This window comes from Xenophilus azovorans DSM 13620 (genome assembly GCF_000745855.1).
Classification (GTDB): domain Bacteria; phylum Pseudomonadota; class Gammaproteobacteria; order Burkholderiales; family Burkholderiaceae_C; genus Xenophilus; species Xenophilus azovorans.
In genome coordinates this window covers 1-25,439 of sequence record NZ_JQKD01000004.1, presented here as the reverse complement: position 1 = coordinate 25,439, position 25,439 = coordinate 1, and the positions used below count along the sequence as shown (strand labels likewise).

General features: G+C 64.7%; 29 protein-coding genes and 1 pseudogene. 14 read left to right on the top strand and 16 right to left on the bottom strand.

Annotated features, from left to right (window positions below):
* Positions 1 to 242: 242 nt before the first annotated feature.
* The 9 genes from Q392_RS01560 to Q392_RS33335 all read right to left on the bottom strand — a co-directional run bounded on the left by Q392_RS01560 (position 243) and on the right by Q392_RS33335 (position 9,648).
* The gene (locus tag Q392_RS01560) at positions 243 to 947 is read right to left on the bottom strand and encodes an SDR family oxidoreductase (RefSeq protein ID WP_038200584.1); all 705 of its coding nucleotides are present in this window, start codon (positions 945 to 947) and stop codon (positions 243 to 245) included.
* A complete protein-coding gene (locus tag Q392_RS01555) occupies positions 944 to 1,273 on the bottom strand; it encodes a dihydroneopterin aldolase (protein WP_038200583.1) in 330 nt (109 codons plus the stop codon). Before Q392_RS01555 ends, Q392_RS01560 begins: the two co-directional genes overlap by 4 nt.
* A gap of 65 nt (positions 1,274 to 1,338) precedes the next feature.
* Positions 1,339 to 2,703: a sensor histidine kinase gene (locus Q392_RS01550; RefSeq protein ID WP_169748272.1), complete on the bottom strand. Its 1,365-nt coding sequence runs from the start codon at positions 2,701 to 2,703 to the stop codon at positions 1,339 to 1,341.
* Between the two features lie 128 nt (positions 2,704 to 2,831).
* Positions 2,832 to 3,362, bottom strand: a complete 531-nt coding sequence (locus Q392_RS01545) for a putative pterin-binding protein (protein ID WP_057595512.1) — start codon at positions 3,360 to 3,362, stop codon at positions 2,832 to 2,834.
* Positions 3,359 to 3,814, bottom strand: coding sequence for a response regulator (locus tag Q392_RS31635; RefSeq protein WP_169748271.1), 456 nt, complete (start codon positions 3,812 to 3,814; stop codon positions 3,359 to 3,361). The genes Q392_RS01545 and Q392_RS31635 overlap by 4 nt, the downstream gene beginning before the upstream one ends.
* 19 nt (positions 3,815 to 3,833) lie before the next feature.
* Positions 3,834 to 4,526 carry a sensor histidine kinase gene (locus Q392_RS33340; RefSeq protein ID WP_057607221.1) on the bottom strand — a complete coding sequence of 231 codons (693 nt, stop codon included), beginning with the start codon at positions 4,524 to 4,526 and terminating at the stop codon, positions 3,834 to 3,836.
* Between the two features lie 21 nt (positions 4,527 to 4,547).
* Positions 4,548 to 7,580 carry a MobF family relaxase gene (gene mobF, locus Q392_RS01530; protein WP_057598707.1) on the bottom strand — a complete coding sequence of 1,011 codons (3,033 nt, stop codon included), beginning with the start codon at positions 7,578 to 7,580 and terminating at the stop codon, positions 4,548 to 4,550.
* A 12-nt stretch (positions 7,581 to 7,592) separates the two neighbouring features.
* On the bottom strand, positions 7,593 to 9,230 hold the full coding sequence (locus Q392_RS01525) for a type IV secretion system DNA-binding domain-containing protein (protein ID WP_051952667.1): 1,638 nt from the start codon (positions 9,228 to 9,230) through the stop codon (positions 7,593 to 7,595).
* A gap of 16 nt (positions 9,231 to 9,246) precedes the next feature.
* Positions 9,247 to 9,648, bottom strand: a complete 402-nt coding sequence (locus tag Q392_RS33335) for a hypothetical protein (RefSeq protein ID WP_038200578.1) — start codon at positions 9,646 to 9,648, stop codon at positions 9,247 to 9,249.
* 379 nt (positions 9,649 to 10,027) lie between these two features.
* On the opposite strand from Q392_RS33335, the gene Q392_RS32575 reads away from it, so the two are divergent.
* Genes Q392_RS32575 through Q392_RS01510 form a run of 3 tightly spaced genes read left to right on the top strand, consistent with a single transcriptional unit; the run spans position 10,028 to position 11,699 of the window.
* Entirely contained in the window at positions 10,028 to 10,471 is a 444-nt protein-coding gene (locus Q392_RS32575; protein ID WP_157007702.1) for a hypothetical protein, read from the top strand.
* Positions 10,468 to 11,235, top strand: a complete 768-nt coding sequence (gene stbB / locus Q392_RS01515; protein WP_051952666.1) for a StbB family protein — start codon at positions 10,468 to 10,470, stop codon at positions 11,233 to 11,235. Before Q392_RS32575 ends, stbB begins: the two co-directional genes overlap by 4 nt.
* A complete protein-coding gene (locus tag Q392_RS01510; protein ID WP_038200577.1) occupies positions 11,232 to 11,699 on the top strand; it encodes a hypothetical protein in 468 nt (155 codons plus the stop codon). Before stbB ends, Q392_RS01510 begins: the two co-directional genes overlap by 4 nt.
* Positions 11,700 to 11,744: 45 nt before the next feature.
* On the opposite strand, the gene Q392_RS01505 is transcribed toward Q392_RS01510, so the two are convergent.
* Positions 11,745 to 13,778: a ParB/RepB/Spo0J family partition protein gene (locus tag Q392_RS01505; RefSeq protein WP_084216777.1), complete on the bottom strand. Its 2,034-nt coding sequence runs from the start codon at positions 13,776 to 13,778 to the stop codon at positions 11,745 to 11,747.
* A 673-nt stretch (positions 13,779 to 14,451) separates the two neighbouring features.
* Between Q392_RS01505 and Q392_RS33755 the strand changes: the two genes are divergently transcribed.
* Both Q392_RS33755 and Q392_RS01495 read left to right on the top strand, forming a co-directional pair.
* On the top strand, positions 14,452 to 15,798 hold the full coding sequence (locus Q392_RS33755) for a phospholipase D family protein (protein ID WP_051952662.1): 1,347 nt from the start codon (positions 14,452 to 14,454) through the stop codon (positions 15,796 to 15,798).
* 105 nt (positions 15,799 to 15,903) lie between these two features.
* Positions 15,904 to 16,155, top strand: coding sequence for a hypothetical protein (locus Q392_RS01495; protein WP_038200575.1), 252 nt, complete (start codon positions 15,904 to 15,906; stop codon positions 16,153 to 16,155).
* A gap of 358 nt (positions 16,156 to 16,513) precedes the next feature.
* Here the strand turns inward: Q392_RS01495 and Q392_RS01490 are convergent, their stop codons facing one another.
* On the bottom strand, positions 16,514 to 16,861 hold the full coding sequence (locus Q392_RS01490; RefSeq protein ID WP_038200573.1) for a DUF2958 domain-containing protein: 348 nt from the start codon (positions 16,859 to 16,861) through the stop codon (positions 16,514 to 16,516).
* A 253-nt stretch (positions 16,862 to 17,114) separates the two neighbouring features.
* Here Q392_RS01490 and Q392_RS32570 point away from each other — a divergent pair, with 253 nt between their 5' ends.
* From Q392_RS32570 to Q392_RS01480, 3 genes are all read left to right on the top strand, one after another.
* On the top strand, positions 17,115 to 17,282 hold the full coding sequence (locus Q392_RS32570) for a hypothetical protein (RefSeq protein WP_157007700.1): 168 nt from the start codon (positions 17,115 to 17,117) through the stop codon (positions 17,280 to 17,282).
* A gap of 221 nt (positions 17,283 to 17,503) precedes the next feature.
* The gene (locus Q392_RS01485) at positions 17,504 to 17,800 is read left to right on the top strand and encodes a hypothetical protein (RefSeq protein WP_038200571.1); all 297 of its coding nucleotides are present in this window, start codon (positions 17,504 to 17,506) and stop codon (positions 17,798 to 17,800) included.
* Positions 17,801 to 17,817: 17 nt separating this feature from the next.
* Entirely contained in the window at positions 17,818 to 18,174 is a 357-nt protein-coding gene (locus Q392_RS01480; protein ID WP_038200850.1) for a hypothetical protein, read from the top strand.
* Positions 18,175 to 18,538: 364 nt separating this feature from the next.
* On the opposite strand, the gene Q392_RS01470 is transcribed toward Q392_RS01480, so the two are convergent.
* The 3 genes from Q392_RS01470 to Q392_RS32565 all read right to left on the bottom strand — a co-directional run bounded on the left by Q392_RS01470 (position 18,539) and on the right by Q392_RS32565 (position 21,253).
* Positions 18,539 to 19,477, bottom strand: a complete 939-nt coding sequence (locus Q392_RS01470) for an ArdC family protein (RefSeq protein ID WP_038200568.1) — start codon at positions 19,475 to 19,477, stop codon at positions 18,539 to 18,541.
* A gap of 576 nt (positions 19,478 to 20,053) precedes the next feature.
* Entirely contained in the window at positions 20,054 to 20,647 is a 594-nt protein-coding gene (gene radC / locus Q392_RS01465) for a RadC family protein (RefSeq protein WP_051952657.1), read from the bottom strand.
* A 399-nt stretch (positions 20,648 to 21,046) separates the two neighbouring features.
* Positions 21,047 to 21,253, bottom strand: coding sequence for a hypothetical protein (locus Q392_RS32565; RefSeq protein ID WP_157007698.1), 207 nt, complete (start codon positions 21,251 to 21,253; stop codon positions 21,047 to 21,049).
* A 188-nt stretch (positions 21,254 to 21,441) separates the two neighbouring features.
* On the opposite strand from Q392_RS32565, the gene Q392_RS01460 reads away from it, so the two are divergent.
* Positions 21,442 to 21,651, top strand: coding sequence for a hypothetical protein (locus tag Q392_RS01460; RefSeq protein WP_038200565.1), 210 nt, complete (start codon positions 21,442 to 21,444; stop codon positions 21,649 to 21,651).
* Positions 21,652 to 21,775: 124 nt separating this feature from the next.
* A complete protein-coding gene (locus tag Q392_RS01455; protein ID WP_157007695.1) occupies positions 21,776 to 22,258 on the top strand; it encodes a hypothetical protein in 483 nt (160 codons plus the stop codon).
* Between the two features lie 59 nt (positions 22,259 to 22,317).
* Here the strand turns inward: Q392_RS01455 and Q392_RS32560 are convergent, their stop codons facing one another.
* On the bottom strand, positions 22,318 to 22,458 hold the full coding sequence (locus tag Q392_RS32560) for a hypothetical protein (RefSeq protein WP_157007692.1): 141 nt from the start codon (positions 22,456 to 22,458) through the stop codon (positions 22,318 to 22,320).
* 90 nt (positions 22,459 to 22,548) lie between these two features.
* Here Q392_RS32560 and Q392_RS32555 point away from each other — a divergent pair, with 90 nt between their 5' ends.
* The 4 genes and pseudogenes from Q392_RS32555 to Q392_RS01440 all read left to right on the top strand — a co-directional run bounded on the left by Q392_RS32555 (position 22,549) and on the right by Q392_RS01440 (position 24,862).
* Positions 22,549 to 22,785, top strand: coding sequence for a hypothetical protein (locus Q392_RS32555; RefSeq protein WP_157007690.1), 237 nt, complete (start codon positions 22,549 to 22,551; stop codon positions 22,783 to 22,785).
* A 354-nt stretch (positions 22,786 to 23,139) separates the two neighbouring features.
* Positions 23,140 to 23,655: pseudogene (locus Q392_RS01450) on the top strand (IS1595 family transposase); the annotation flags it as partial.
* A 296-nt stretch (positions 23,656 to 23,951) separates the two neighbouring features.
* Complete coding sequence (locus Q392_RS01445; protein WP_157007687.1) at positions 23,952 to 24,533, top strand: hypothetical protein; 582 nt, start codon at positions 23,952 to 23,954, stop codon at positions 24,531 to 24,533.
* Positions 24,534 to 24,571: 38 nt separating this feature from the next.
* On the top strand, positions 24,572 to 24,862 hold the full coding sequence (locus Q392_RS01440) for a hypothetical protein (RefSeq protein WP_038200560.1): 291 nt from the start codon (positions 24,572 to 24,574) through the stop codon (positions 24,860 to 24,862).
* A 324-nt stretch (positions 24,863 to 25,186) separates the two neighbouring features.
* Here Q392_RS01440 and Q392_RS33330 read toward each other — a convergent pair.
* Positions 25,187 to 25,439, bottom strand: a 253-nt coding sequence (locus Q392_RS33330; protein ID WP_169748270.1) for a hypothetical protein, incomplete at its 5' end; no start/stop codon positions are given.

Genomic DNA, 25,439 nt, shown 5'->3' with positions numbered 1-25,439 from the left:
ATAACGGGGCTCGCCGAACTCCATCCGCCCGCGTTTGAACGTGACCACCCGCCTCGCCTCTATCTGCAGTTTGCGGCCATCGGCGTTGTGCACCCAGAGATAGCGATCGGCAAGCGCCCGAAAAGGCATAGCTACATCGTATTGAAGCCGGGAAATCCGGTGTACTCCGACGCCTGATTCGTTGTCATCAATGTCGTCCCCGTACGGAAATCCTGGCCGCTATTCAGCGCTTTTCTGAATTCCTAATTGCGCAGCCAACGGCTGCGCCCGCCATCGACGGCGAGCACCTGACCAGTCACATAGGGTGCGTCCAACAACACCCATTTCACTGCTGAGGCGAGATCCTCGAAACCGCCGAGGCGGCCCAGCGGAATGGATCGTTCGATCGCCTCCGCACGCCCTTCATCGGTCCAGGCTTCGGGCAGCGGCAATGCGCCGGGCGCCACCACGTTGCAGCGAATCCGCGGTGCCCACTCCATCGCCAGCGTAAGAACCAGCGACTGCAGCGCCGCCTTGGCCACCGTGTACCAGAGATAGCCTGCGGCGGGCCGGTCCACGTGGATGTCCGTCACCGCCACCACCGAACACAGGCTCGGCTCCAAGCTCTTCAAGATGGCAGCGTGCGCGTTGAGATGCACCGCCATGTCTAACGACTCCCGCGCGCTGTCAGCCAGGGTACTTGGCTGATAGACGCTGGCATTGCACACGCAAAACTCGGGCGTCAATTCGATGAGCCAACCCGGCACGTCCACCGGCTGGCTCAGATCGGCCTCCCAGGTGAGCGCGCAGCCAGCGCGCAGGCTTTCCAACTCGGCGCACAGGGACGCAGCCCGATCACCGGAGCGTGGCGAGTGATGGATCACCACATTCAGCCCGGCACCCTGCATGGCCCGCACGATGGCTTCTCCACCGCGCGCCGTGCCGCCAGTGACGAGCACCCAGCTCATCGCGTCAGGGTCAGGCGTGGCACATCCGCCCAGGCGTGATGCTTGGTGATGCTCACGCGCGCCGAGGTCACGTGCTTCAGATCACGGATGCGGTCGCGAATGGCCGTGGTCACCTGCTCCAGCAAATCCCAGCGGCGCTCTGCGAACACCTGATGCACGATCTGCCGCAGCTTGCCGTAGTCAAGCGTCTCGCTGATCTTGCCCTCGCGCGCGGCCGCATCCGAGTGCCGATCATCGACCTCAACGAGCAGTCCCACGGTCAGCGCCTGCTCCCTGCCCTGCTCGGACGGCGCGATCCCGATCTCGGTGCGCACCTCGATTTGCATTTCAATGGTTGCCATAGTCGTCAGAGGTTACTTGCCCAACGAAGATGCCGGGCGGATTGATATTTTCAACCAGACCGGCCGACCTCGCTCGCCTGGGTTGCATCGGGCGGCACCAGCGGGAAGCGCACAAAGAAGGTCGCCCCGCTTCCTGGGCCTGCGGTGCCATTGCCCGCGGCGCTGGCCACGCCCACCTCCCAGCCGACGGAGTCGGCCAGTAGGCGAACCACGGCCAGCCCCAGACCATTCCCTTGGGAGCGGCCTTGGCCGCGCCGCCCACGCACGAAAGGCTCCCAGATGGCTGCGAAGTCCGAGTCGGAAATCCCGGGTCCATGATCGGTTACGCGCACGATGGCCGCCTCCACCGCCACGGCCCGACCCGAGGCACTCCCGTCCTCCAACTGCGCCGACACCAAAATGACGTCCGGGCCGCCGTACTTGATCGCGTTGGACAGGAAGTTGTTGATGACCTGATGCAACCGGATCGGGTCACCGACCACCGACAGATCGTCGGGAATGGAAGTCTCCAGCGCGAGTTGCTGGCCGGGCTGCACGGACGCCAGATGCTCGCCCAGGACGCGCTGAAGCATGGGCACCAGCGCGAAGCGTTCCCGGCGCGCCTCGTAGGTCCCGCTGACCATCCGCGTGTACTGTGCGATGTCATCCAATTGACCCGAGATGAGGCCAATGTTGCGCTCGAGGCTGTCCACCGCGCGTTGGCCGGCACGTGGCGCCGTCGTGTCCGCCAAGACTTCCACGTCCGCAAGCATGGTCTGCAGGGGCGTTCGCAGTTCATGCGACACCATGCCAAGCAGCGCTACCCGCGCCTGCGCGCTGCGCTGCGCCTCTGCACGGGCCTCCGCTTCCTTACGAAGGGCTTGGTCCTCCTTGCGAAGAATCTGCACATGCGTGATGAGCCCCAGTCCCAGCATCGCCAACAGTGCCAGGCCGACCTCCTGGTAGGTGAGGGTTGCCTGGCGCTGGGCCTCAAAGGCGGCCTCGAAACTTGTCAATTCTGCGACCCTCAAGTCGTTGGCCATGCTCACCACCCTCTGGCTCAGCGGCTCGACCTGCGCATCGAACTGACGATAGCCCTGCGGCGAAGCGAGGGCCTCATCGACCATGGTGTCCAGTTCGCTGTTCATCCGAGTCAAAGGTTCGATCGAACCCCGAAAGCCTTCCACGGCCTGAAGAAAGGGCCTCAATTCCGGCGATTCCATGAGGATCGCGTACTTCGCGTGGAGCACATCCCGCAGAACGAGCGAATCCCGTCGAAGCGCAGCTCGGGCCTCGGGGTCGATGGCCAGGTGATAGCGCGCCATCTCCAGGCGCAGCGCCTGCAAGCCCAACTGATACTGCACGCCCGCGAAGTAGTAGCCCTCGGTCGGCCAGGAATCGGAGGATGGATTGCGCGAGTTGGCCGCGCGGTGCAACAGGACCGTTCCAAGGAGTGCCAATAGGACCAGTGCCACTCCCACCGGCCGACCGAACCTCAGAATCCAGCGAACCAGGGGACCGTGCGCACGCATTCGTGGCGTCGCATCCACATGCGGGACCCGATTCATTTGACAACGATCTTGCACACCATCCAGACAAACTGCGCCTGGCCTTTGATGGCGGTGAGTTCCGGGTACTGGTCACGCGGATAGACGAGGAAGACCGGGCCGCGGGTGGCCACCATCAGCCGCTCGCCATTTTGCGTGTGGGCCATGACCGGCCGGTACTTGACCAGGTCGGTGGTTGGGATGGTGATCTCATAGGCGTCGATCGCATAGAAGCGCATCTCCTTGGCCGTGGCGGGCACGCCTGCGGCTTCGAGCACTGTCGAGAGCTCCGGGCCGATGAACTCGCTGCGCGGCGTCCAAGCTGTCGCCGTGGTCAGCTTGACCGCCTTGAGATTGAGAAGGTCCTTTTCACTGAAGAGGAAGGAGCCGCGCGGCGAATTGGGCTTGACCGCCCCGGCGATCTCCAGGAGCGCGTCGTTCGGGCAAGCGTTGGGCGCGGCAGCGGCGCCTGCGCCAACCCCGAGCGCCGCGATCAACCCCGCGATCGACGCCGCCGTTCGCAAGCCAAATGGGATGAACCGTGTCATGGGCTACCTCCTTCGTATGCCATGCAAATGTCGCGCGCGAGTTGCCGCGTGGAAAACGGCTTGGCGCGATAGAAGAGCCGGTGTTCGGCGATCGCCGCCGCCAACACCGGATCGGTGGGGACCCCGCCGAGGGCCAAGTTTCCTGAAAGCAAAAAGATCGGCACCGCTTCGTTGGCGGCGTCCGCGCGCAGCTGGACCACGATGTCCAGCGCCGTGACGTCACCCAGCAGCCAGTCCAGCACGTAGGCATCGAAAACGCGCTCACGGATCGCCAGGGACAGCTCGGCCGGGTCAGTGAATTCCTGGACCGCCAAGCCCTGCCGCCGCAGGACCTCGCCGATGGCCGCCACCACATCTGCGTCGTCGTCCAGGATTGCCACGCGAAGAGCGGCATGCGTCGCCGCCCGCGTGGACATGGGCCCCGGCAAGCAATTGGAGGGTTTGGACGTCATGGCGATCTCTACTGTGCGCTCAGGCATGCCCCAAGGGCCCCGTCGCACTTTGCCCGTCCAGTGCGTCCTCGAGCCGTGCTGGAAGAGTGAGGACCACCGATGAGTGCTCTTTGACGTCCAATTCGCCGCCCAAGGCCTCAGCCATGACCCGCACAGGAAGAAGTCGCTGCCCGAAGCCTTGGGGCCAAGGCACATCCTTGGCGCACTGCAGGACAAGGCTCAATGAGGAATCCCCGGGACCTGCCTCTCGAACCGACACGGTGATGGCGCCCGCACCCGAGAGTTTGCCGAACGCATGCGCCAGGCGAAGCAGCATGGCGCGAATCAGGAGGGGATCCGCCACTGCAAAGACGGGGTCGACCGGCTTTTGCGCCAACACGCAAACTCCCGCACGCGCCGAGAGCTCTCCGACTTCTTCCAACAAGGCGCCGACTTCAAAGGCGACCGCACGCTCGACGTGAGCACCCGTTTGGATCAGCATCAGCGTGGCCAAGTCCCCGAGGTGGGCGTCCAAGGCAAGTGCCGAGCGATGCAGTCGGCCCACGCCACGCTTGGCCGCGGCATCCATCGAGGCGTCGTCCAATACATCGAGCGACGAAAGGATCGCCTGCATCGGCGAGCGCATGTCGTGCATCAGCGCGCGAATCGCCTTCGATACATCGGCCGCGTCGTCCGCGCTCGCCTGCGTTTCTGTTCGTGCTCTCTCGCTCATACGCTCATCCATATGCTGTTTTCAACGCCCTCGCGAGATCGCGCCGCTCGCGCGTTGCGGATCGGAGGTGCGTGCGGCCATCGGCCCTGCCGCCCCTTGGCTCCTGCCTGCCTTGCGCAGCGTCTGCGCGAGGATCGCCTGTCGCGAGCGCGTCGTCTTGGCTTCCAACACAACCCTCTCGTTCTTTGCGTCGCGTAACTCCAGGGCCGCGTACTTCTTAAGTTCCCGGCTCATGGCGGCCGCCAGGTTCGACGCATCATCCGTGAAAAGCGTGATGTCGTGCCTGGGCCGGCTAATCGCCACATAGAAGACTGCACGGTTGCTAGTGAGGCTTTTAGTATTCGCTTCCACCAGAACGCGGTTCTTTGTGAGGCCTTGCGCCGAGTGGATCGTGCTGGCGTAGCCGTGCTGCAGATGCAGCGGACGGCTTCGATCCAGCATGACGTTCGCTTCGCCGCCTTTGAGGGTGACGTTCTTCGCGTCGACCGCCAGCACCTCGTAGCGCTCGCCGTTGAAGATGCCCAGGCTCCGGTTGTTCGACGTCACGCGCACCCAGTCGCCCGGCGCGAGGTCGACCACGTCACGCTCGTACAGGCGCAGCATCGTGTTCACCATAGGATCGAACCGGACTTGCTGGCCGTTCTCGCGCTGCACCGCGAGCGTGTTGGTACGAACGTCATGCGAGACGACGGTGAGCTGCTCGTCCTTGATGAGGGAGGCGCCGTAGGTGCGTTGAGGTATCACGATCTGTCCCGCCTCGTAGCTTTGCGCGGACTTCAACTCGGCGCGGGTCATATCCACGTTGTTGAGCACCTCCACCTGGTGGCCGTTGGGCAAGGCGAGCCCCTCGCGCACGAGCGCGTTGATGGCGCGCCGGGCATCGTTGGTCCCAGCCACGATGAGGGTTTCGCGGCGCTCGGCCTGCGGCAGCTGCACGTAGGTGCGCGCTAGGCGCTCGTAGCGCATCAGGTCGTGCCGGACCTCGACCACCTGGGGCTTAAGAACCTCCACGGCCTTAGGCACTTCGTTGTTGGCGGCGTGCACCACGGCGGCCTTGATCGCCTCGTTCTTCTGGCGCTTGATCTCCGTGAGGAAGGCCTTGGTCATGCCCGCATCCTGCAGCTGCTCGAAAGGCTTGCCGGCCTCCACCGCGTGCGTCTGCCTGCGGTCGCCACACAGGACCAGCCGCGCGCCCTGACGCTCGACAATCGCCATGAGGTTCTCTAGCTGGTGGGCAGGCACCACACCGGCTTCGTCTAGGAAGACGATCGACTTGGCATCCAGGCTCCTGTGCTGGCCCACGCGCGCAAGGAAGGAAGCCAGCGTCTGCGACTCCATGCCGAGCAGCGCGAGAGCCTCGTTCTGCGAGGCGTAGGGCGCCAGGCCGATGACGCGGTAGCCTCGCGGGCCCGACAGGCGCGTCGTCTCCGCCTTGATGCCCTCGACAGCCTTCGCGAGCATGTGACTCTTACCGGTACCGGCCAGGCCCTGGATGCCTACGAATCGATCCCGCGCGGTCAACACCATGCTCACTGCATCGCGCTGCCCGGCGTTGAGGTTGCTCGCCGCCAGCATGGCCGTCACGTTGTCGATTGACGCCACCGCAGGCACCGTTCCTCGACCCGCCTTCTCGATGCCCAGGATCCGGATCTCGCTGCGCCGCGCCTGCGGCGTCGCGAAGCGCGGCTCCGAGGGCACCAACGCTCCCCGTGCAATGGCGGCGTCCACCACCGCCCCGGCCTGGGCCTGCGGCTGCCCGCGCGTGGTCATGGTCAGAGCGATCCAGGAGGCGCGCGTCAACTTCTCGAAGTCGTCGTGTCCCTTGAACTGGTTGGCCTTGGGGTCGCGGGCCAGCTCGCCGGCGCTGATGTTCAGGGACCGTGCCGTCTGATACAGCGGCAACTCCGGCAGCAGGCGACCATCCGTCTTGGCCGCATCCAATGCCGCGCGAACTTCCACCGTTGTGGTGCGCGTGGCCGCCCGGCCGTAGGCCACTTCCAGCAGTTCGGCGCGAGAGAAGATGCCCTGGCGCTCGGCCAGGTGAGCAATGGCGAAGTCGATGGCGTCATTAGCCGCGCGGCGCGTCGTGCTCGAGCCGGTGAGCTTCTCGCGGACCGCGCGTACAAGACGAGCCGCCGAGGACGGCGTGGGCAGCACGTCGCCCTGCAAGGGACCCCGCGCCTGCAGGTCCAGACCCGCCTCCCGCGCGGTTTGACGCCAATGCTCGCGCAGCCACGCCCGGTCGTTTTCTGTCTTCTTGCGCCGCGTGGCCAGCGTGATGACCTGCTTCTGAGCGGTGGTCGCCGTCTCCCTCGCCTGGCCGCGCGAAGCTAGCAAGTCTTCGATCTCGCGGCTGCGCTGGCTGAAGTGGCGGATCACCGCGTCGGAGATGTGCGCGAGCTCCCACCCACCTTTGCGCGTCTCGCGCAGCTCGAATCCGATCTTCTTGAGCTCCTCGGCGAGCGTCGCGCGGTAGAACGCGCCCACCATCTTGACGTTGCGCAGCAGATCCTCGTTCGAAAGGGCCCGCCATTGGCCATCGGAGCGTCGCGTCATGTTCATCACGATGGCGTGCGTGTGCAACTGAGGGTCCTGCGCACGGGACAACTCATGCCGGAAGGTCGCCGCCACCAAATTCCCGGTTCGTTCGCGAAAAGACAGGCCCCGCTCCTTCTTGCGCGTGGCCGCAAACTCCTGCATGAGCTCCAGGCTCTTTTTCACGGCCGTGTCGTGCGCCACGATGATGCGCGCGTCTTCCTGCACCAAGGCCTGGATGCTCACGGACTTCGGCGCACTGAAGGTGAAGTCGATGCCCTTGCGGTCCGCGCTTGCGTGCGTGCGATTCACTCGCAGCTGCTTGCCGTCGGGCAAGCGTCCTTCCAGCAGGTCCTGGAAAACCGCACGCTCGACGGCCGTTGCACCCTCGAGTCCGAGTGACACCACGGCACTCCCGATCCAGTCCCCGCGGTGCCCCTCCTTGCCGTAGTAGTCGTCCGAGGACTCGAAGTAGTGGCCAGCGCGCGTGGCATCAGCGACGAACTTGAAGGACAGCATGCCGAGTTCCAATCAGGTTGAGGACCGCATGGACGTTGCCGCCGCAGCCACTGCTTGCGTTTGTGCCGTCGCAGAGAACAGCAAGTTCGTCTGCTGCGGTCGGTCGTTGAAGCCCTCGGCCATCAGCATGGGCGGCGCCACGAGCGGCCGCTGGCAGTACTTCATCGACACCCGCGAGATCGGGTAGTCGCCCGCCAGCTTCACATAGCCCGTGAGGTTGGGCAGCAGGTGGAATTCAGCCGGCGACACCAGACGCTCCGTGTCCTGGCGGTGCGACAGCGTGCCCTTGCCGCCGGCGGTGCCCACCGAGACGCTGGGCGCACGGCGCAGCACCGTGTGTTCACCCAAGCCCCGCGAGAACTCCTCGGCCGTGTAGGTGTCGAGTTCGCCGATGCCGCACAACAAGGAGCTTCGGAAGCAGTTGCGCAAGGTGAGCGCATCGTCCCTGCCGTAGATGTCGTTGAGCTGCGCGAGCGACTGCACGCCCGCCACGATCCTCAGCCCCTTCTTGCGCCCCTTGGTTGCCGCGTCGATCAGGTAGTTCAGTTTTTCCAGGGAATCAAGTTCGTCGCAGATGAGGTGCATGCGCCGGTTCGCATCCTCGGGCATGGACAGCACGCTCGCACAGGTGACGTCCGTCCAGCAGGAGATCAGGGGCTTGAGCGCCTGCAGCATGTCCTCGCGCCAGGTGATCCACAGGCTTCCCTTCCCGTTGTCCAGCCAATCCCGAAACGAGAAATCGCCCGAGGGCAGGTACTTGTGCGGCGTGATGTATTGCGTGAGCACGGTGCGAATGCTGGCCAGGGTCTCGGGCGCGCCATGGAAGCAACCGGCCGCGGGCGTGCCAGCCAGCAGGGCCTTGAGGTCGTCGTTGCTGGCGGTGGTGAGCCAGTGCACCAGGCGCTCGGTAGTGCCAGCGCCCTGGCGCAGCAGCACCGTGAGGGTTTCACTCACGATGGTGCGCCCCATGCTGTTCCACGTCTCCTGCTCGGTGGAGGGGCTGCGCGGGATCAGGCTGATGGCGTACTGCTCGCAGTCGAAGCTCGTGCGAATCTCATTGAAGATGCTCCAGCCCTGGCTGCGCCGGTCGAAGGGATTGAGGACCATGTCGCCCGGGCGCCAGAAGTAGCGCATGGAGGCGCCGTCGGGGTCGACGCAGATGATGCGGTCCTCGCGCGCCATCGCGCTGCCAACGTACTCACTGATGCACACGCTCTTGCCGGTACCGGTGGAGCCACCCACGAAGAACTGCGTGTTCTCCACTTCTCGCGGAATCGGGATGCCCGCAAAACGCAGCGCATGCTGGCCGGCGCGCCCGCGCGTTGTGCCGGCTAACAGCGCCTGGCTCACCATACGCGGGCCACGCAGGCGGCTCACGAACACCGAGCCACCGAAGTGGTTGGCGTAGCGCCGCACGCAGAAGATGAACGCGCCTACCCCCACCACCAGGCCAATGGTGGGACCGATCCACAGCCAGGGCAGGAAGGGAGTCTGCTTGGCGGCATGCCAGAGGCCCTGGGCGAACAAGTTCAAGGGCACGCGGAAGTACAGGGCCACGTTGGCCACCCAGCCGGCCAGGATCACCACGACCACGCCCAGAGCCAACCACGAGCGCAGCGTGTTGTCGGGCGTGCGGTGATTGACGTACATGGCCTCGCGCCCTTCGCTACCGACCCTTGAGGTAGCTCTCAATGGCCGAGATCTCCAGCACCTGGTCGGCCTGCGCCCGGATACTGTCGCCCACCGACTTGCGCACCATGACGTAGAGGCCGCACAAGATGCTGAGCAGGAGGTCGGTGTCGTCGTCCCGCCCTGATCCCCGGATCCCTCTGCCCACGGCCCCCCGCTCGGCCGCCTCGGCCTGATGTTCGCGCAGGCGCTCCACATTCGCTGCGATGCGATCCAGGTCACCCCGAATCCCCTGCAGCACGTCCACCTGCAGCCGGACGGCGTCGAAGTACACCTGCTTGATGTGCGAGCTCAGGCCCGGCACGCCGGACGCCGCATGGGCACGGCCGAGGATCTCGGTTTCCTCGTCGTTGAACTTGATCGAGACGATGCTGGCCATGGTCCTACCTGCTCAGCCAGCAACCACGCGGGTTTGCGTGTCCGAAGTCATACCGCGCAAAGGGTCGGTCATACCGGACTTTCCAGCATCCATGCGGGTTCCCGCGCACTTGGTAAGTGCGTATGGTGTATCGCCCTAGGCGAGTCGGCGAATCCCGCGCCGTCCGCCAGAACGCGACCTTCGTTGAGGAAAACAGGTCGGTCGAGCCGAAGGATCGGCCGAGAGCGTGACAGCAGGCCGAAGGCCAACTGCGTCCAAACTGTGCTCAAGATGTACTCCTGCTGCGTCTTCGATGTACTCACGATGCATCCTGCAGTACAAGACAATACGCGATTGGTACGGCACAATGTAGCGTCGAATCGTACGTTTAGCCAGCAGCATGGCCAATCAGAACATCCTCGATCTTGTTCAACAACGCGCGGAAAGCCTGGTCGCGGAGAACCTGCGAAGCAGCTCGATCGCCATTTCCCGGCTTCGCGAGCTGATCGCCGAGGCGAATCGGTTGGGCCACAGCCATTCGGCCATCCATGCGCGCCTTCAGGCTGGCGGGCTCCGCACCAGCTGGAACAACTACCGAGTCAGCCTGGTGAGAGCCCGGAAAACTGCCACGGGAATTGCTGACCGGGGCGCGGGCACCGCAGCGCCTCCCAAGCCGGTTTCGACGGCCGAGGTCATCAATCCTGTCGGCCAAAACGCGTTTGTCGCCGCCGCCCCACCTCTCTCCCCCACACGCGTGCTCGACGCACTGGCCGGAGCCAAGCAAGTGGCCTCGCGCGACTACGCGCAAGTCGCCAGAGACCTCCATCGGAAGACCCGCAAATGAAGATCTGTGTCCTCAACCTCTCAGGCAACGTCGGCAAGAGCACGCTTGCCGTCCATCTGCTCGCCGCTTTCGCGCCCGGCTCCAAGATCATCAGCGTCGAGTCCATCAATGCCAGCAACGTCAACGACGTGGAGGCATTGGATGTCGAGGAGCTGAGTGCCAGTCGGTTCAAGGAGATCTTCCGGGAAATCATGTTCAACGACGAAGTGATCGTCGACGTGGGCGCCTCGAACGTGGCGGCATTCATGACCGAGATGACGCGCTTCAAGAGCGCCGTCGGCGAGTTCGACCTGGTGCTGGTGCCGACCGTGCCCGCCGACAAGCAGCAGCGCGACACCATCGCGACCATCGATTGGTTGCACAAGCTCGGCATCGACGGCAAGAAGGTGCGGGTGCTCTTCAACCAGTACGCCACCGCAAGCCTGGAGCCGGTCGAGCTGGTCTACGCACAAGTAGCCGGCTACGGCGCGACAGACGGCAAAGGCAAGGCAGTGTTCGAGCCATTTGCGGTCGTCATGCTGAACGAGGTCTATGAGCTGGCGAAGTCCAGCAAGAAGACCATCATGGAGCTGGCGCAGGACAGTACTGACTGGAAGGCCGCACGTGGCGATGCGAAGCGAGCCGGTGATCTGGTCGCAATGGAGCGCGCGATGGCAGCTCAGATGACGCACGACCTGGCTGCAACCGCGCACGAGAACTTGTCTCAGGTGCACGGCATGCTGTTTCCGGCGGCAGCTGCGTCGGCGAAGGCCCGAAGGGCATGAGCCCGACCAGCGCCCAGCATGCGGCGCTACGGATCCTGCTGGAGGATGTCGAGCCTTTGCTGAAGCAGGCCGAGCAGGTGACGACGACGCTGAAGACGGTGCGCGAGGAACTGAACGCGGATCTGCAAACACTCGGCTCGCTGGTCCAGCGAACCGTGGACGCCCAGCCGGCGCTCCTCGAAGCAGCCCGAAAACTGAATGGCTCGGCCGCCCGCATCGAAGCCTCGATGGAGAGCGAGGGTGCAGGATCGGCAGCGAAGCCGCCGCAACAGCGACGCTGGCCGGCATTGCTAGCCACCTCGGTGGGAAGCGCGTTGCTGTCCGCCGCGCTTGTGAGCGCCCTTCTATGCTTCATCGGGCGCGATCTTCTTGAGCAGGCGCGCATCGGGCGTGCGCTCCAGTCCGCGTGGTCGTCGCTCGACGCCGGCACCCGCACCAAGGTGCACGACGTGATCGGCAAATAAAAAAGCCGACGAAGCTTGCCTCGTCGGCTTGGATGTTTGCAGGACTCACTCTTCGGAAGCGTCGCGCGTTGCCCCTGCGGGATCTTCATCGTCGGGGTTGGCTGCACGAAGCGGCGACGGCAGCCACCGCGTCCCTTCCAGCTTCGCGGCGCAGTACGCCACGAGGTCACCCTTCTTCATGCCAATGGTCGCCTGCGCAGGTTCGCCGCCAATGGCCTCCTTCACAGCTTCCAATGCCTTCGATTTGCTCACACTGTCGAGGTAGCGGCGTTTGGTGGGAAGCCACCAGTCGGCCATATCGACACCCAGCGCTTCGACGAGCGCATCGCTGTGGTTACGGCCGCGCGGCCGACTGGCTACCGCATTGATGCTGCGCGCGGTGCAGTAGGCGAGCAGTTCAAGCAACGTCTCGTGAGACTGCGCCAAGAGCCACTGGAACAAGGCAGCAGGCGTTCCAGGCAGGCGGTCGTCCCACTCCGCCTCCGCGACGCCGAGAACCGTCGCCGCGGGGCTCTCCGAGTACTCGCTCGCCTCCTGCGCGAGTGCGCTGTCTCCCATCAACCGAAGCGACACCTTCACGATGTCGTCGCCCGATCCGTAGAGGCCGAACACTGTCTCTGCCATGCGGTGCACCAGCGTCACGAGCGCAACGCGCGGGTTCTGCACCAGCGCCGCCTGGATCGCCGCGGTCCGGTGCGAAGTCAGGTCGCGCATGAGCTTTTCGCTGAACTCGGCTTTGACTCTCGTTGGGCTGCTCGCTTCGTCGCGCGGCTGGCCTTCGTCATCCATGCTTCCCGCCTGGTTCTCTGCCTTCCTGTCTTCTGGCCTCACCAAGCCACGTTCGACCAGCACACCGCCTCGGGTGTCGATGCGCAGGATCGCGCCCGCGATGGCCAAGCGTTCCGCGCCCCAGTGCCACCGGTCCTCGTTGACTTCCTCCAGCTTCCGGTCGACGGCCTCAAGCGCTTCGGCCAGTTCCTGCTCTACCCGATCAAAATCATTGGCATCCGGATCGCCTTCGTCCTGATGCCGGTCGTAGGCATCGGCGCAGGCGCGTTGCTCGGCAGACAGCGCCTCGATCACCTGCGCTTCCTCGGCGGAGGGCTCGCGCTGTTCCATGTCCACCCGACCATATCCACGAAACGCAGTCGTGTCCGTATCGAGCGAGCACTCGACCCATGACCAGCCCTCCTCCTTGATCGACGCGGCCATGCCGCGCAGCTTCTCCATGGCGAGCGTCTGCAGCAGTTCGGGGTTGTCGAGGAAGATGCCTGACAGGTCGTCAGCCGACGAAAAGAGATCGCGGCGCACTGTGCCGCCCTTGGCCTCGTAGTGATCCAGTCCGACGAAACGTGCGAGCCGGCTGTCGGCGCAGCACGCCTCGGACGTGATGACGCTACGGATGCGCCAGGCGCTGCGGTCATAGACGCTCAGGCCGTCCCAAACGGCCTCCTGCGCCGCGTGCTCGTCGATCAACGCGAGCGCCTGGAGTTGTTCGGGCTCAATCTCGTCGGCGCGGTACAGATCCAGAAAACGCGGCGCGAGTCGTGCCAGCTTGAGCCTGCGTTCCACCGTTAGAGGCGAAACGCCGAACCGGCCCGCAACCTGGGCGGCCGTCAGGCCTTCGTCAATCAACCGCTTGAAGGCTTCCATCTGGTCGGCTGGGTGCATGCTCTCGCGGCCAGAGTTCTCCGCGAGCGACACCTGCACGGCTTGGTCTTCGTCGTACAGCTTGCACTCGATGGGCTGAGACGCTTGCCACCGCCCGTTCGCAACCAGAATTTGCATCGCACGCAGTCGCCTTCCCCCCGCCACCACGGCAAAGCGCCCCTCGGGATGTGCCACCACGCTCAGGCGCTGCAGTAGCCCTTGCGCCTCGATCAGCGCAGCCAGTTCGATCAAACCTTCTTCGTGGTGCACCTTGCGCACGTTGGCCTCGCCGACGAACAGCTTGTCGAGCGGTACCAGCACATCGCGCCCCATGGGTTCGACATTTGCAGGCGTTGCAGCTTCAGCCATCGCAGCTGGCTTGCGCGCTCGCGATGCAACGATCTTCCTTGGCTTGGCAATGACAGTCATTTCGGTTTCCTTTGCAGTTGAAGTTGATGAAGAGATGCCGGGTTCCTAGATTCAGAGCCCTTCCATGAAGGGTTCCGGTTCGCATCGGCCTCCTACCCGGAGCTGGCCGCCGTTTTCCTGAGTTCTTCGCCCGGTGAACGACAGCGACGGCGGGGACGGGGGAGCAAGGGGGAAGCATTCGTAACGCGCACGCGTTATGAACACCCCCTTGCAGGCGCGAGCCGGTCGCCCGGCAGCGCGGGCGCAGAGTCACCGGACAAAGCGAAGGACTCTGGAAAACGGCAGCACTGCAGGAGGGCGACGCGCACCGGAACGCCGCGCGGCGAGCGCCTCTACCGGCCGAAGGCCGGTCTGATCAATGGAAGTTCAGGGGACGGACGTCCCCTTGCCTCCGCGCCAGGGATGCGCAAGGCTGGCCAACAGGCCAGTCCCCGTGAGGGGATGAGCGCGACAGCGCGAACCTGGAGCAGCCCGACAGCGGCGAAGCCGGTGGGACGCCCTCCCCTCCCCGATCCGGCCAAGTCCATCAGGAAATGAACCGCAGCGTGAAACCCGCCACAACCTTGCCGGGTTCCGCCGGTTCCATCCGCAGCCGATTGCGCCTGCAGCCAAGAGAATGCGCCAGCGTCGGAGCTACGCTGGCGCCCCTTTAGTCACAACGAGACGGACACCCGTGGAACTCATCGCCGGCGCCATCAACAAGGGATGGCTGCACAACCTCGTCGCTCGCCACACGCCCGAGTGCACCGAGGTGCGCGCAGCGATCGCCTACGCCGACAAGGACAACCTGATCCTGCTGGAGACCTGCAAAAGCCTGGCCAGGCCCCTGACCTACTACGGCCGCTACGACCACACGGTCCCGGTGCACCCGGCCGTGGTGCGCTGGTTCCTCGATCAGAAGAGCCCGAGCTTCACCTGCCGCATGGTGCCGGACATCCTCCACGCGAAGGTGATCTGGTGGGTGGGCGTGGGTGCCTACATCGGTTCCGCCAACATGACCAACCGGGCCTGGGTGTCGAATATCGAAGCTGGTGCCTTCCTGCGTGAGGAGGACATGGAAAGGACGTCGATGATGGAGGAGCTGCGCACCTTCTTCGATGTCGTCGACGCGCGCGCCGAGGTCATCGACGAGGCCTTCTACAAACATCTCCTGGAACTCCAGAAGCTCGGCACGGCAGCCGACGCGGCCGCCTATGAACTTGAGAAGACCGCCCCGCGCTTCTTCCCGCCAGGCGCTGGCCTGGCCAGCGTCGACAAGCAAAGTGTTGTCGAGCGCGGCTACCAGGAATTCGAGCGCCGCTGGCGCGAGTCGCTGCAGGTGCTGCGCGACATCGCCGACCAGCTCGTGCTCGGCAGCAACCGCCCCGCGTGGATCCCTGCCGGCACGCCGCCTGGCGCGCAAGCCGACCAGTTCGTCCACGCCTACTACTACCAGGTTGTCGAAGGTCACAAGGGCGGCCACCACGTCGAGACGGCCTTCACGAAGAACAGGATCGACCCCGCAGCGGCATTGAAGGAGGCGCTCGCCTGGTGGAAGCGGGCCGACTTCGACCACGAAGGCGAGCGCAACACCTTGCTCGACTGGGCCCCGAAGCTCCGCACCCTTCTGGCAAGAGACAGGCTGCCGACCCTTACGCGCGATGAGTTTGCGACGGCCATGTCGATGGTGCATGCCTTCAACGACTATGCGAGCAAGCGGGACAACCTGGAGCTCGGCCTGTCCGCAGAACGACAGGATCGACATATCAAAGCCCTTGCGCACGCAGGACAGATCTGGGAAGCCCGCACCGAGACGAATCGGACGCCCCTGGAAGTATTCGAGTACGTCATCTGGGGTCCCGGCCCGGTCGAGCGTCGCATCTGGAACGCGGCACGCTCGCCGGAGTGGCGGTTGCCATGGCTGCAATTCAGCACCTGGGGCGAAGTCGTCGGCTGGGCGCGCCCGGACGACTACCCGCCGCGCAACGACCGTACGCTCAAGGGTCTGCGGGCCCTGGGCTACCCCGTCCGGGGCGTCTGACCGCATGTGGCATGGAAGCGCCGAGCTTGGCGGACCCTGCCGACCTGTCGTGCGTGTTGGCTCATTTATTCTCGGCGGAGCCATGCAACGACGTAACCACCGAAGATGAACCTGTACCCCTTGGAATCGACCGATCCCGCTGCACCACTCGCGCCTGCCGACTGGACCATGGACCTCGGTGCGGACGCAAAAGGCGACAACTACTACTTCGCCGACGTGAAGCGCAGGGGGAAACATGTGTGCAGGTTGTCGCTGGCGGGTGCTGTCAGCTCTGAGGATGAGGCCAGGAGGCTCCTGGCGACCAAGGCGCGCTCTTGGATTCACGACTACCTATCGCGACCGGTCAGCGGCGATTGACGTCCTGACCGTCATCGCTGGGGCATTGTTGCGCCCGCTCACCCCTCAGGATGCCCTCATCTCCACCGTCAGTCCACATGGGGGACGAACAGGGCAACGGGATCGCGCCTTCCTGAACTCGGCTTCTCCACCATAGGGCATCGCAACGTTCGCGTGAACCACTGCTCGCCGCTCCATGCCATAGGCTGAAGAACAGGCAACGCGCTCATCCTGGCTTGCGGGATCAGGACAGCAAGGCAGGGTCGCGGTCAGCCGCTTATTGTTGGTCCGACGTGTGACCGTAGATCCGGCCGTCTCCCCGGCTGCCGGGGCCGAAGGAACGGCACCGGCCGTGCGCGATGACCGGTGCCTCTGGCGTCTACGCCACGATGCGCCCCGCCATCCGCGCTTCACGCGCGTACGCGCTCAGGCGTTTGTCGGCGTTGAAGTGCAGATCGCGCTCCACCGGAAGCCCGAAGCGGCCACGCAGAGCGGTCAGCTCCGCCAGGCTCACATAGCCGATTTCGGGGAAGCCGAGCCCCAGGTCGCAGAGGCCGAATGCCCTGTCGTGGTCATCGGGGTCGATCGCGACGATCAGCCACGTCGCGCCCGCATCGGGCGTGAACAGCTTGACCGAAGGAACGGGATCGAAGTCTGGATCTTCGAGGTACCGACGGCCATTGGCCAGAAGATGCGCGCGAAGAGCGCCGGTGAGGAAGTGCGTCATGGTCTTTCCTTGGAAGGATGCAGGGCGGGATTGCCCGAGACCGCAAGAGGCACGGCGCAGCGCAGCCGTCAGGGTTCGAAGACGGCCGCAGGACGCAAGCGCACGGAGTGCGCGCAGACCTTGACGGCGAGAACGCCGTGCAACGATGAAGGGAACAGCAAGCAAGCCCACCCTCCCACCGCTTCCTGGATCGCTTGCCATCCGCCGGAGGTGGACGGCGCTCGAGCTAGCGTGGCTGCCAGGAGAACCGGACATGGCACTGCTGGCGCTCAGAGCCCATCGAGTTTTCGTCGATCACGCTAGCCATCGATACACCCACGGCGGGCGGGTCGAGTTGCATGCATGGCTGAGCTTTTCTGCGAAAGCGCAAGGCTGGCGCGACCAGTCCAGACTGGGGATGAGCGCGAAGGCGCGAGCCTAGAGCAGCCCGGCACCGGCGCAGCCGGGGGGCGCCCGCATCAGGCATCACTGCAGGAATGGCACAGCCCTTGCGTTTGGCCGCATCGACCCTCACCTCTCAAATGGCCGGATCTGAACGCACTGCCGAGCAGCGCGCAGAGCCGGCAATGATGTAGATCAAGAAATCACTGATGGCGCGCGTTTCCAGACATAAGGCTGGAACGGCGCTTGCAGGAGACACGCATGCTGACAACAGACCAGAAAGAGACCATCCTTCGCAAGGCTGGCGTTGCCGTTCCAGCCTTCCCCACCCGGCCGCTCCGGGCCAAGGATCACGATCAGCCCGAACACGCCGGAGCTTCCACGAAGGATCTCGGCGAAGACGCCGCAAAGCGGGCGGCGGCGGCCGAATGGGGCAAGATCATCGACACGCTCTACGTCGAGTATTCGGCTGCACGCGCCGCCAAGAGCCTGAGGGACGCAGAAGAAGCGCAGCGCCTCGGCGAATTGCGCCAGGCGTCGGCGCGCTCGAACGGATGACAGGTCCCCACGGCACCTTGGCCTCAACCGAGCAATACCCGCTCACGCCCGACGGGCGCTACATCGTCGCGCGCGGGCGTCTCTGGCGCGCTGCCAACCCTGGGCTGACCCGCGAGGAGCGCCAGCGCCTCGTCGAGCGGCTGATGGATGCCCGCCGCGCGATGGCGATCGCGCGGCGCGGCGGCGAAGCCGCTGCGCCTCGTCAAGCCCGAAGCCAGATACACGCCGCCAGGATCGCCTTAGGCGGGCACGGCCCGCCCTGGTGGACCGACGGCGCGCCGGACCTTGATCGCCACTTGGTGCGCGACAGCCCCTACGCGCAGTGGTTCGCCGATCGGCAAGCTAGAAATCCGCCGGATGACGCGCAGCGCTAAGCTGCGCGAACATAGACAAGGAGTAGTCGATGGGCATGGGCTTCCTCTCCAGCATCGTCTCCGAGCAGGTGGAAGACGAGGATGCCGACCCGGTCGGCATGGCGCGCGACCCCATCGCGCGCTTCACAGCGGCAGCCGTCGAAGTCGGCCTGATCCGCCCGGGCGACAAGCTCGACCGGAACATGGTCGAGTTGTGCCTGCAGGTCGTCGAGATGGCCGCCGCGATCGGCGACGGATACCCCGCAGCCGGTTGCCGGAGTACACCGCGGGTGCCCACATCCGGGCTGAGCTCGAGGAGTAGGACGAGCGCTGGCCCTGCCGGCGGCGAGACCGGGTCGGCGACAGCCGGCACGGACACCGCAAGTCATGCCTGTATTGGAAGCTCAGGCGACCGGTCCCCCTCCGGCAATCCCTTCGACAGGATGAACTCGAAGGCCGCCCCAGCATGGCGCGCCGCCGTGAAGATGGCGGTGCGATCGTTCTTCAGGACCTGCAGCCAGCTGTCCAGGTACGCCGCATGCCCTTCGATCGTGGCGTCCACCAGTCCGCAGTGGCCGAGCACGAAGGCCGAACCGAGTTCGGCCACCAGCTCCTCGAACGCATAGGCTGCATCGCCGAAGCGCCGGCCGAATTGCCGGTTCAGCCGGCTCGCGTGCCCGGTCCAATGCACCAGCTCGTGCAGCGTCGTCGCGCAGTACGCCTCGGGACCGCTGAAGCGCCGTGGCCATGGCAACCGGATCTCGTCCAACTCGGGCATGTACATGGCTCGCTCGAAGCCATGCCGAATCTCGGCGCAGCTCCCTGCCACCAGCCGCAATGCCGCCTCCACCGATGGGCAGGACGGGCCCGGCGGATAGCAATGACCGTCGATGAGCTCCAGCGGAAGGCCATCGATCTGCGCCACGTTGAACACCCAGAACGGCCTGCACAACAGCACGCCGCGCTGCCCGCCCTCCTCCGTACGGTCTTCGCCATCAGCGGCTGATCTGTCAACGTCGCCCTGATCACGTCCCTTGACCGGGCGCCGCTCGAAATGCGCGCAAAGCACGGCTTTTTCCCCGCGCCGCACCTGCGCGCCGAGACCGGCTGCCTGCTTGTACGTCATCCAGACATTCGAGCCATAACCCTGCTCGATCGCCTCGTCCCAGAGCAGCAGCACATTGGCGCCGTGATAGGGCTCGCCGGTCTTGCCGTTGCGCGCCACGCCACGCGCGGCCGCCCGCGTCCAGCGCTCCCGGAACACGTTGCCGCCCTTCTCGAGCATGCCGATGATGCGGTCCGTGATGACCTGCCGGACATCCATCCGGCCGCTGCTGCGGCTCGTCCGGGCTTCGCCTTCAACCTGGCCTGCTTTTGGTGAGCCCTCGGGGGGTACGGGGGGAACGCCCGTGGCTGTTCGGTTGTCCGCATTGCGTTGACGGGTGGAAGAAGTTGCATGCATGGCTGAGCCTTTCTGCGGGGTGTGCCGCGGTGGTTGAACATCTGCTTTCGGAGCCGCCTCGACGCATGAAGAGCGAGCGCAAAGGGCCGATGTCCAGGGACCGCCCGGAGGCCGCAGCCGAGCGAAGAGAGGACCGGGTGAGGACGGTGGCAAAGCCCGAGCCCTGGACAGCGGCCCGGGCGAGCTATGCGTCGGCCAAGAGGCGGCTTCGAAGGCAGATCCACCGCGGCGCACGACGCCGGCACGCCGCATCCACCCACCCGTCGGTGTCTGCAAGCGGCCAGCAGGCCGCGCCCTCCTCAGCGCGCGGGCGCAGAGGCTCCAGGAGGCATGTTTTCTTGCGCTGCAAGTGGCCGCGCTCCAGCGGCCACTCACGTGCAAGGCTTCGAAGCCGCGCCATGCGGCGGAGCCAGCAGAAAGGGCCGAAGCCCCATGGCGCTACATCAGCCCGCGCTGTGCGAGCGACGTCGCCTGGTTGCCGGCGATGACCAGGTGATCGAGCACGCGAACGTCGAGCAGCGACAGCGACGCCTTCAGCGCGCTCGTCAGCGCTTCATCCGCACGCGACGGCTCGGCTGCACCGCTTGGGTGGTTGTGCGCCACGATCAGCGCCGCCGCGTTGTGAAGGAGGGCCCTGCGCGCGATCTCGCGCGGGTACACGCTGGCCTGGGCGAGCGTGCCGCGAAAGAGGTCTTCGATCGCGATCAGCCGATGCTGCGCGTCGAGGTACATGACCACGAAGCTCTCGTAGGGCTGCCCCGCAAAGTGCAGCTTCAGGAAATCGCTCACCGCCGTCGGCGAGTCGAACACCGGCCCGGCAATCATCTCCTCGGCGAGCAGCTCCTGCGCCAGCGCCAGGCTGGTCGCCAGGCGTCGGCAACCGGGCATCGACGAGTCACGGGCGAAGCCGGCCAGCTTGTGCAGCGAACGGCCGTGGGCCTCGTACAGCGCGTCGGCCTCCGCGCCAAGGATGGGGCGCAAGGCATCGACGATGCGGCGTTGCTGGGTGGTGAGATCGAGAGATGCGGTCATGGTGAGCTCCTGTGGATGACACAGGCGGGATTGCCTGCGTGACCCCGGACCACCCCGCCGCAGCGCAGCGCTCAAGGTCGCCGCAGGCGCGCGGGACGCGCCGAGCACGCGAAGCGCGCGCAGGGCCTTGAACGCGAGAACGGTGGGGTACGCTGAGGACACACAGGCAAGCCCCTCCCCCACCCTCACCAACCTCGGATGCAACCCGCTTCCGATCCCGCGCCAGGGATGCACAAGGCGGGCCAGCAGGCCCGTCCCCGTGAGGGGATGAGCGCGACCGCGCGAACCTGGAGCAGCCCGGCACCGGCGTGCAGCCGGTGGGCGCCCGGCCTGCAACTCATTCGTTCAAGCATCCCTTTGAGGTAGAGACGGCATCGGCAAGGCCGTTCATTCAAGCCTTCAGGCAAGGTATTCGCTCTTGACGCCCTCGATCTTGCGAGTGATCTCGGCGATGTCTTCCTTTGTGGCGAGGTTCTTGCCCTTCTCGGCCAGGTAGCTGGACACGAAGAACTTGAGCACGAGCCAGGTAAGGCCAATTCCGATCAGGCCGCCAATGCCGAGGCCGGCGGCAATTTCCCACAGGAGACGAGCATCTTCTGGGCTCATGAGAGTGCGCCCCATGTGGTCAAAGATTCTCCAGTATTGGGATGTCGAGGCTGATCTCAGTGGATGCGCCCTGTCTTCACAGCGCCGATTGAGAGTGGTGCGCACTAGATTGCGAAGCGCAATTAGGCCGCAGTCACCATAGCTTCGCTAGCGGGCAAACTGCCCGGGTCATCACCCAAGGAACCGAAATGCACCTCCTGCGCAAGATCGCCGCGACCGGCAACCTCCACGAGCTTCTATCCAGCGATGAGATCGCCCAGGCTGAGACCTATGAGGCGAAGGGATGGGTGGTCCTGCGCCGCACGCCGATGTCGAAGGGCCGCGAGACCTACGGGCAGCGCACGGTCTATGCGCAGATCACGGATGCAGGCAGGAAGGCGATCGAGCTGATCCCCTGAAATGACAACGGGCTCCTAAGTGCCCTCCGGCGGAAGGGCTCCGCCCTACCTGCAACCTCAGAACGGAGTATTGACACAAAGCTCCAGCGGAGGATTCGTAGCCCACTTCAATGAGGAGAAGCGCATGCGAAGTTTTTTTATGGCGGCCGCGATCATCGGTCTCGCCATCGCAACAACCGGCTGCTGCATGTTCCGCCCGCCGGCGGAAAAGCCGCAAGTACTGGGCAACATGCACGAGGTGCTCGGCACAGTGCGGGACGAACTGCTCAAGCTCAAGACCGAGAAGCCTGACGCAGAAAAGATCGGGCTTGGCATCACGAAACTGACCGGCACTTTCAAGGTCATCGGCGTGGACACGAAGGGCGGGAGCCTTACCCTCGGCATTACCGCGCCAGCGGGCGAAGCCGGCGTTACGGCGTCGAACGTGTCGACGATCGAAAACACCATTGTGGTCGAGTTTTCGCCGCCCGCTGCCACGGTGGAAAAGTGCGCCGCCACCGGCAAGGACTCATCCGGTCGAGCTTGCCAACCTGGTCAGACCGTCGCGGTTCCGGGAGCCGGGGCAGATAACGTGATCTTGCGAGTGCTTCCTCAAAATCTTCGGTAGAAGGCCGGCTGCGCGGCGGATAAGTATGCGCGCCCGGCCGGCGCAGACAGTCAGATCACTCATGCCTCCATCACCGCTTCGGCCTTCGCATAGCGGATCCGGGCTTCGGCATTGGAGAAGTCGAAGTAAAAGACTAGTAGGGGCCCGATCGCGTTGCGAATCGCTGAGCGCGCTTGAGCCGCTCCGACGGCATCGCCCATCTCCCTACCAATTCTGGTAGTGGCACATGGCTGCCACACGCGCCAGAGTCTCGATCACGAAGCACGTCGCTTCGTCCGATGGAGAAAGCCATGGCAGTCGGTCCCCAATGGTTGAAGACCTGGAAGCGGCTTTACGCGCGCTGGAATGAAGCGGATCAGCGAGCCCGCAAAGCGCGCGGAGAGACGACAGTCGCCTTCATGGAGTGCATCAACGGCGAGGGCAGCGCCCCCACGCCTGCGCAGTTGGACAAGGTCAATCAGTTGGAGCGCGCCGCCGACTGGCTGCGCATCGAAATGGACGCGCAGATCCTCGGGGCGTTCACCTAAGCACACGCTGCGTAACCCGCGACAGTCGCCGGCATCGAGGAACCGCCCTTGACGGGCGAGCGCCGAAGCAACCTCTACCAGCGCCGGCAGACTGTCTGCTTGAAGCATAGTCCGCGACGATGAAAATTGCGTTACGCAAAGGCGCCGAGGAGCGGTAGGCCTTTCCCCCCGCCTTCGGCCTAGCGCCCTAGAACAGTGTCGGCTGCTCGGGTGGCTGCTTAGGCTTGGCCCGCTCAGCCTTGGGCCTGGGCTCCTTCGGCGGCAGCGGCTCGGGCGTCATCATCAGATGCTCGGCCGGATACTGGTTAAGGAAATCCCGCGAGCGCTCGACGGGTGCGTCAAGCCATTCCTCGAGTCGAAGTGGACGAGACCTACTTGGCGCTGACCGACCGCCAGGAGCCGCTGACTGCGGCGGGCCGCAAGAGCAGCACGGCCAAGGTGCTGGTCGTCATGGCGGTGGAGACACTGCAGCCCAAGGGGTTTGGGCGCATCCGGCTGCGCCGCATTGCCAATGACTCGGCCTCCAGTGTAATTCCATGCGTGCAAGAGGCCGTCGAGCCCGGCGCCTAGGTGTGCACCGATGATTCGGCCGCCTACCGGGCGTTGAAGGAACTGGATTACGACCATCAGCGCACGGTCATGCTCGGCTCGCAGGTGCCCCGCTCATGCGTCCATGGCCGGCGTGCATCGGTTGGCCTGGCTGATCAAGCGCTGGATTCTGGGCACGCACCATGGCTCGGTGCAGCCCGAGCACCTAGACGCCTACGTGGACGAGTTCGTCTTCCACTTCAACGCCGCACCTCGGGCTCACGCGGCGTGCTGTTCTATCGGTTGCTCAAGCAGGCCGTGCTCACCGAACCGGTGACTTACGATTTACACAGTTTTCGCCCTGCCCCACCGAACTTTATTTGGCGCTGTGACGGCCCCATAGCTTTTCCCGCAGAACGCGCGGGCTCTTCTCGGAACAGCGAACGAACGTTCGAATTTCGAACCGGTGCGACGATGATCAGCGGGGATCGGGCTTGTCCCGGCTATCCTCAGCCGCCTTCACCGTTTCTCTCCGCCGACCTCCCTTGCCTTCAGCCTCTGTCAAAGCGATCCAAAGAATCCCGCGTGCGCGCCCTGGCATAGGCGTGGTCGACTGCGTCGTCCAGGAGGCCGGCTTCATGGAGCTGGGAAATTGGCAGCGATTGATCCACGAGCCGTTCATCGCAACCGATCCGACCCGGCTGGACCAGAGCTGGAATTGGCCGCGCTACTTGACGGCTTCGTACCTGTTGAACGATGTGCACGGCCGATTGACCGAGGCTTTTCAGATCGTCATCTCGTCACCGACCGGACGGGCGGTTCCGCTTGGTCTTGCGATGCTGGTTCACGGCTATCCGTACCCTGGCGAACCTGGCGAGATGAGCACATTCGTCTGGTTCCTGACCTCCACGCCCGCATCGGCCCTGCGCGCCTTTGGTGTCACGGATCGCTTCGTGGTGATGCCCCTGCTGCTGGACACGGCCGTCCAGGCAAGTCGCTGGCAAGGGCTGCAGGGCCGTGTCGCGCTGCATGCTGACCATCGCGGCACACGCAAGCAGCAGGACGATCTGGTCAAGCGCTATCTCGCCTACGGCCTGATCCGGCGGAACCATCTGAAAGGCTCGCTGCTCTCACTTTTCAGGAGGATGGACGACCGGTATTTTGTCTATGACATGGCCTCGGCGCATGCCTGTACCCTCAAGTGGGAACACCTGCGCTGAAGCTATTGCAGTATAGTTTTCAGGCAACGACCAAGCATATGGGCTCTCTCTTCGTACACCCTGAGTTCCCCGAACTCGAACTTTCTCCGCAGCCAGCCGAGCGGAAGGTGCAGGTGCGCGTGCTCGAGAATGTGCTGGCAGTCATCGAGCGCCGGCATCTCGAGGGCCGCGTCATGGGCTGGACCACCCTGCCCCGTTTCGCCGAGACGCCGGCCGTTGCCGAAGCCACTGATGCGCACATGGCCCGCCTCCCCGTAGACCACGACTTCGGATCGTTCGACGATTTGAAGTCGCGCCGTGACGCCAGTGGCGTTGTGCGGCTTCGCTAAGTACCTCTGCAAAAGTACAGTCAGCTGCGCCAGGCTGGCGCAGCATCAAAGTAAGCGTTCACTCATGCGAGTGAGGCGCTCAGACTGACGCCTGCGCCAAGCATCATTTTCCGGATTCGGATGTATGAGCCCAAAAGCAGCTCCTGACCACAGACCCAGCGGCGTCACGCGATTCAGATGTGAAAGCAAGCCATTGATTTAATTGAGCTTTCCGTCTCTTCCGGTTTCGCGGAGGAAACCGAGAGAGGTTCTCAGCTGCTCCTGATCGAAGTTAGCAACGCTCTCGTTCACTCGTGTGATCAGGCCTGCAGCCGCGAGGCAATGTCACGCGGTCGGGGCTGCTGCAATGGTAAGCAGCTCCTTGTCGGTGGGCTTGTTCCAATTCGGGCCATAGGCGCCAGCGGCGTAGAAGCTGACCATCTCATGGCGCACCATCGGATGGGTCCAGCCCTTCCCTACCAATCGCTGAATCACGGCGGGGTGCGCATTTCGACGCACCAGATCCTCCTGGAGTCCTTGCACCAGCTCGGCCTGACGTTCGGAAGGCAGTGCTGCCAGTTCGGCAGCCAACAGTTCG

Bases quoted from the DNA above. Each gene is read 5' to 3' on its own strand.
- Q392_RS32570 (WP_157007700.1), top strand. From the start codon at position 17,115: ATGGCACTGCTGGCGCTCAGAGCCCATCGAGTTTTCGTCGATCACGCT.
- Q392_RS31635 (WP_169748271.1), bottom strand. From the start codon at position 3,814: ATGACGTCCAAACCCTCCAATTGCTTGCCGGGGCCCATGTCCACGCGG.
- Q392_RS01495 (WP_038200575.1), top strand. From the start codon at position 15,904: ATGAACCTGTACCCCTTGGAATCGACCGATCCCGCTGCACCACTCGCG.
- Q392_RS01525 (WP_051952667.1), bottom strand. From the start codon at position 9,230: ATGTACGTCAATCACCGCACGCCCGACAACACGCTGCGCTCGTGGTTG.
- Q392_RS01490 (WP_038200573.1), bottom strand. From the start codon at position 16,861: ATGACGCACTTCCTCACCGGCGCTCTTCGCGCGCATCTTCTGGCCAAT.
- Q392_RS33335 (WP_038200578.1), bottom strand. From the start codon at position 9,648: ATGGCCAGCATCGTCTCGATCAAGTTCAACGACGAGGAAACCGAGATC.
- Q392_RS01470 (WP_038200568.1), bottom strand. From the start codon at position 19,477: ATGGATGTCCGGCAGGTCATCACGGACCGCATCATCGGCATGCTCGAG.
- mobF (WP_057598707.1), bottom strand. From the start codon at position 7,580: ATGCTGTCCTTCAAGTTCGTCGCTGATGCCACGCGCGCTGGCCACTAC.
- stbB (WP_051952666.1), top strand. From the start codon at position 10,468: ATGAAGATCTGTGTCCTCAACCTCTCAGGCAACGTCGGCAAGAGCACG.
- Q392_RS01440 (WP_038200560.1), top strand. From the start codon at position 24,572: ATGGGCTCTCTCTTCGTACACCCTGAGTTCCCCGAACTCGAACTTTCT.
- Q392_RS32575 (WP_157007702.1), top strand. From the start codon at position 10,028: ATGGCCAATCAGAACATCCTCGATCTTGTTCAACAACGCGCGGAAAGC.
- Q392_RS01510 (WP_038200577.1), top strand. From the start codon at position 11,232: ATGAGCCCGACCAGCGCCCAGCATGCGGCGCTACGGATCCTGCTGGAG.
- Q392_RS32560 (WP_157007692.1), bottom strand. From the start codon at position 22,458: ATGGGCGATGCCGTCGGAGCGGCTCAAGCGCGCTCAGCGATTCGCAAC.
- radC (WP_051952657.1), bottom strand. From the start codon at position 20,647: ATGACCGCATCTCTCGATCTCACCACCCAGCAACGCCGCATCGTCGAT.
- Q392_RS01555 (WP_038200583.1), bottom strand. From the start codon at position 1,273: ATGCAAATCGAGGTGCGCACCGAGATCGGGATCGCGCCGTCCGAGCAG.
- Q392_RS01560 (WP_038200584.1), bottom strand. From the start codon at position 947: ATGAGCTGGGTGCTCGTCACTGGCGGCACGGCGCGCGGTGGAGAAGCC.
- Q392_RS32565 (WP_157007698.1), bottom strand. From the start codon at position 21,253: ATGAGCCCAGAAGATGCTCGTCTCCTGTGGGAAATTGCCGCCGGCCTC.
- Q392_RS01455 (WP_157007695.1), top strand. From the start codon at position 21,776: ATGCGAAGTTTTTTTATGGCGGCCGCGATCATCGGTCTCGCCATCGCA.
- Q392_RS01545 (WP_057595512.1), bottom strand. From the start codon at position 3,362: ATGACACGGTTCATCCCATTTGGCTTGCGAACGGCGGCGTCGATCGCG.
- Q392_RS01460 (WP_038200565.1), top strand. From the start codon at position 21,442: ATGCACCTCCTGCGCAAGATCGCCGCGACCGGCAACCTCCACGAGCTT.
- Q392_RS33340 (WP_057607221.1), bottom strand. From the start codon at position 4,526: ATGAGCGAGAGAGCACGAACAGAAACGCAGGCGAGCGCGGACGACGCG.
- Q392_RS32555 (WP_157007690.1), top strand. From the start codon at position 22,549: ATGGCAGTCGGTCCCCAATGGTTGAAGACCTGGAAGCGGCTTTACGCG.
- Q392_RS01505 (WP_084216777.1), bottom strand. From the start codon at position 13,778: ATGACTGTCATTGCCAAGCCAAGGAAGATCGTTGCATCGCGAGCGCGC.
- Q392_RS01485 (WP_038200571.1), top strand. From the start codon at position 17,504: ATGCTGACAACAGACCAGAAAGAGACCATCCTTCGCAAGGCTGGCGTT.
- Q392_RS01445 (WP_157007687.1), top strand. From the start codon at position 23,952: ATGGAGCTGGGAAATTGGCAGCGATTGATCCACGAGCCGTTCATCGCA.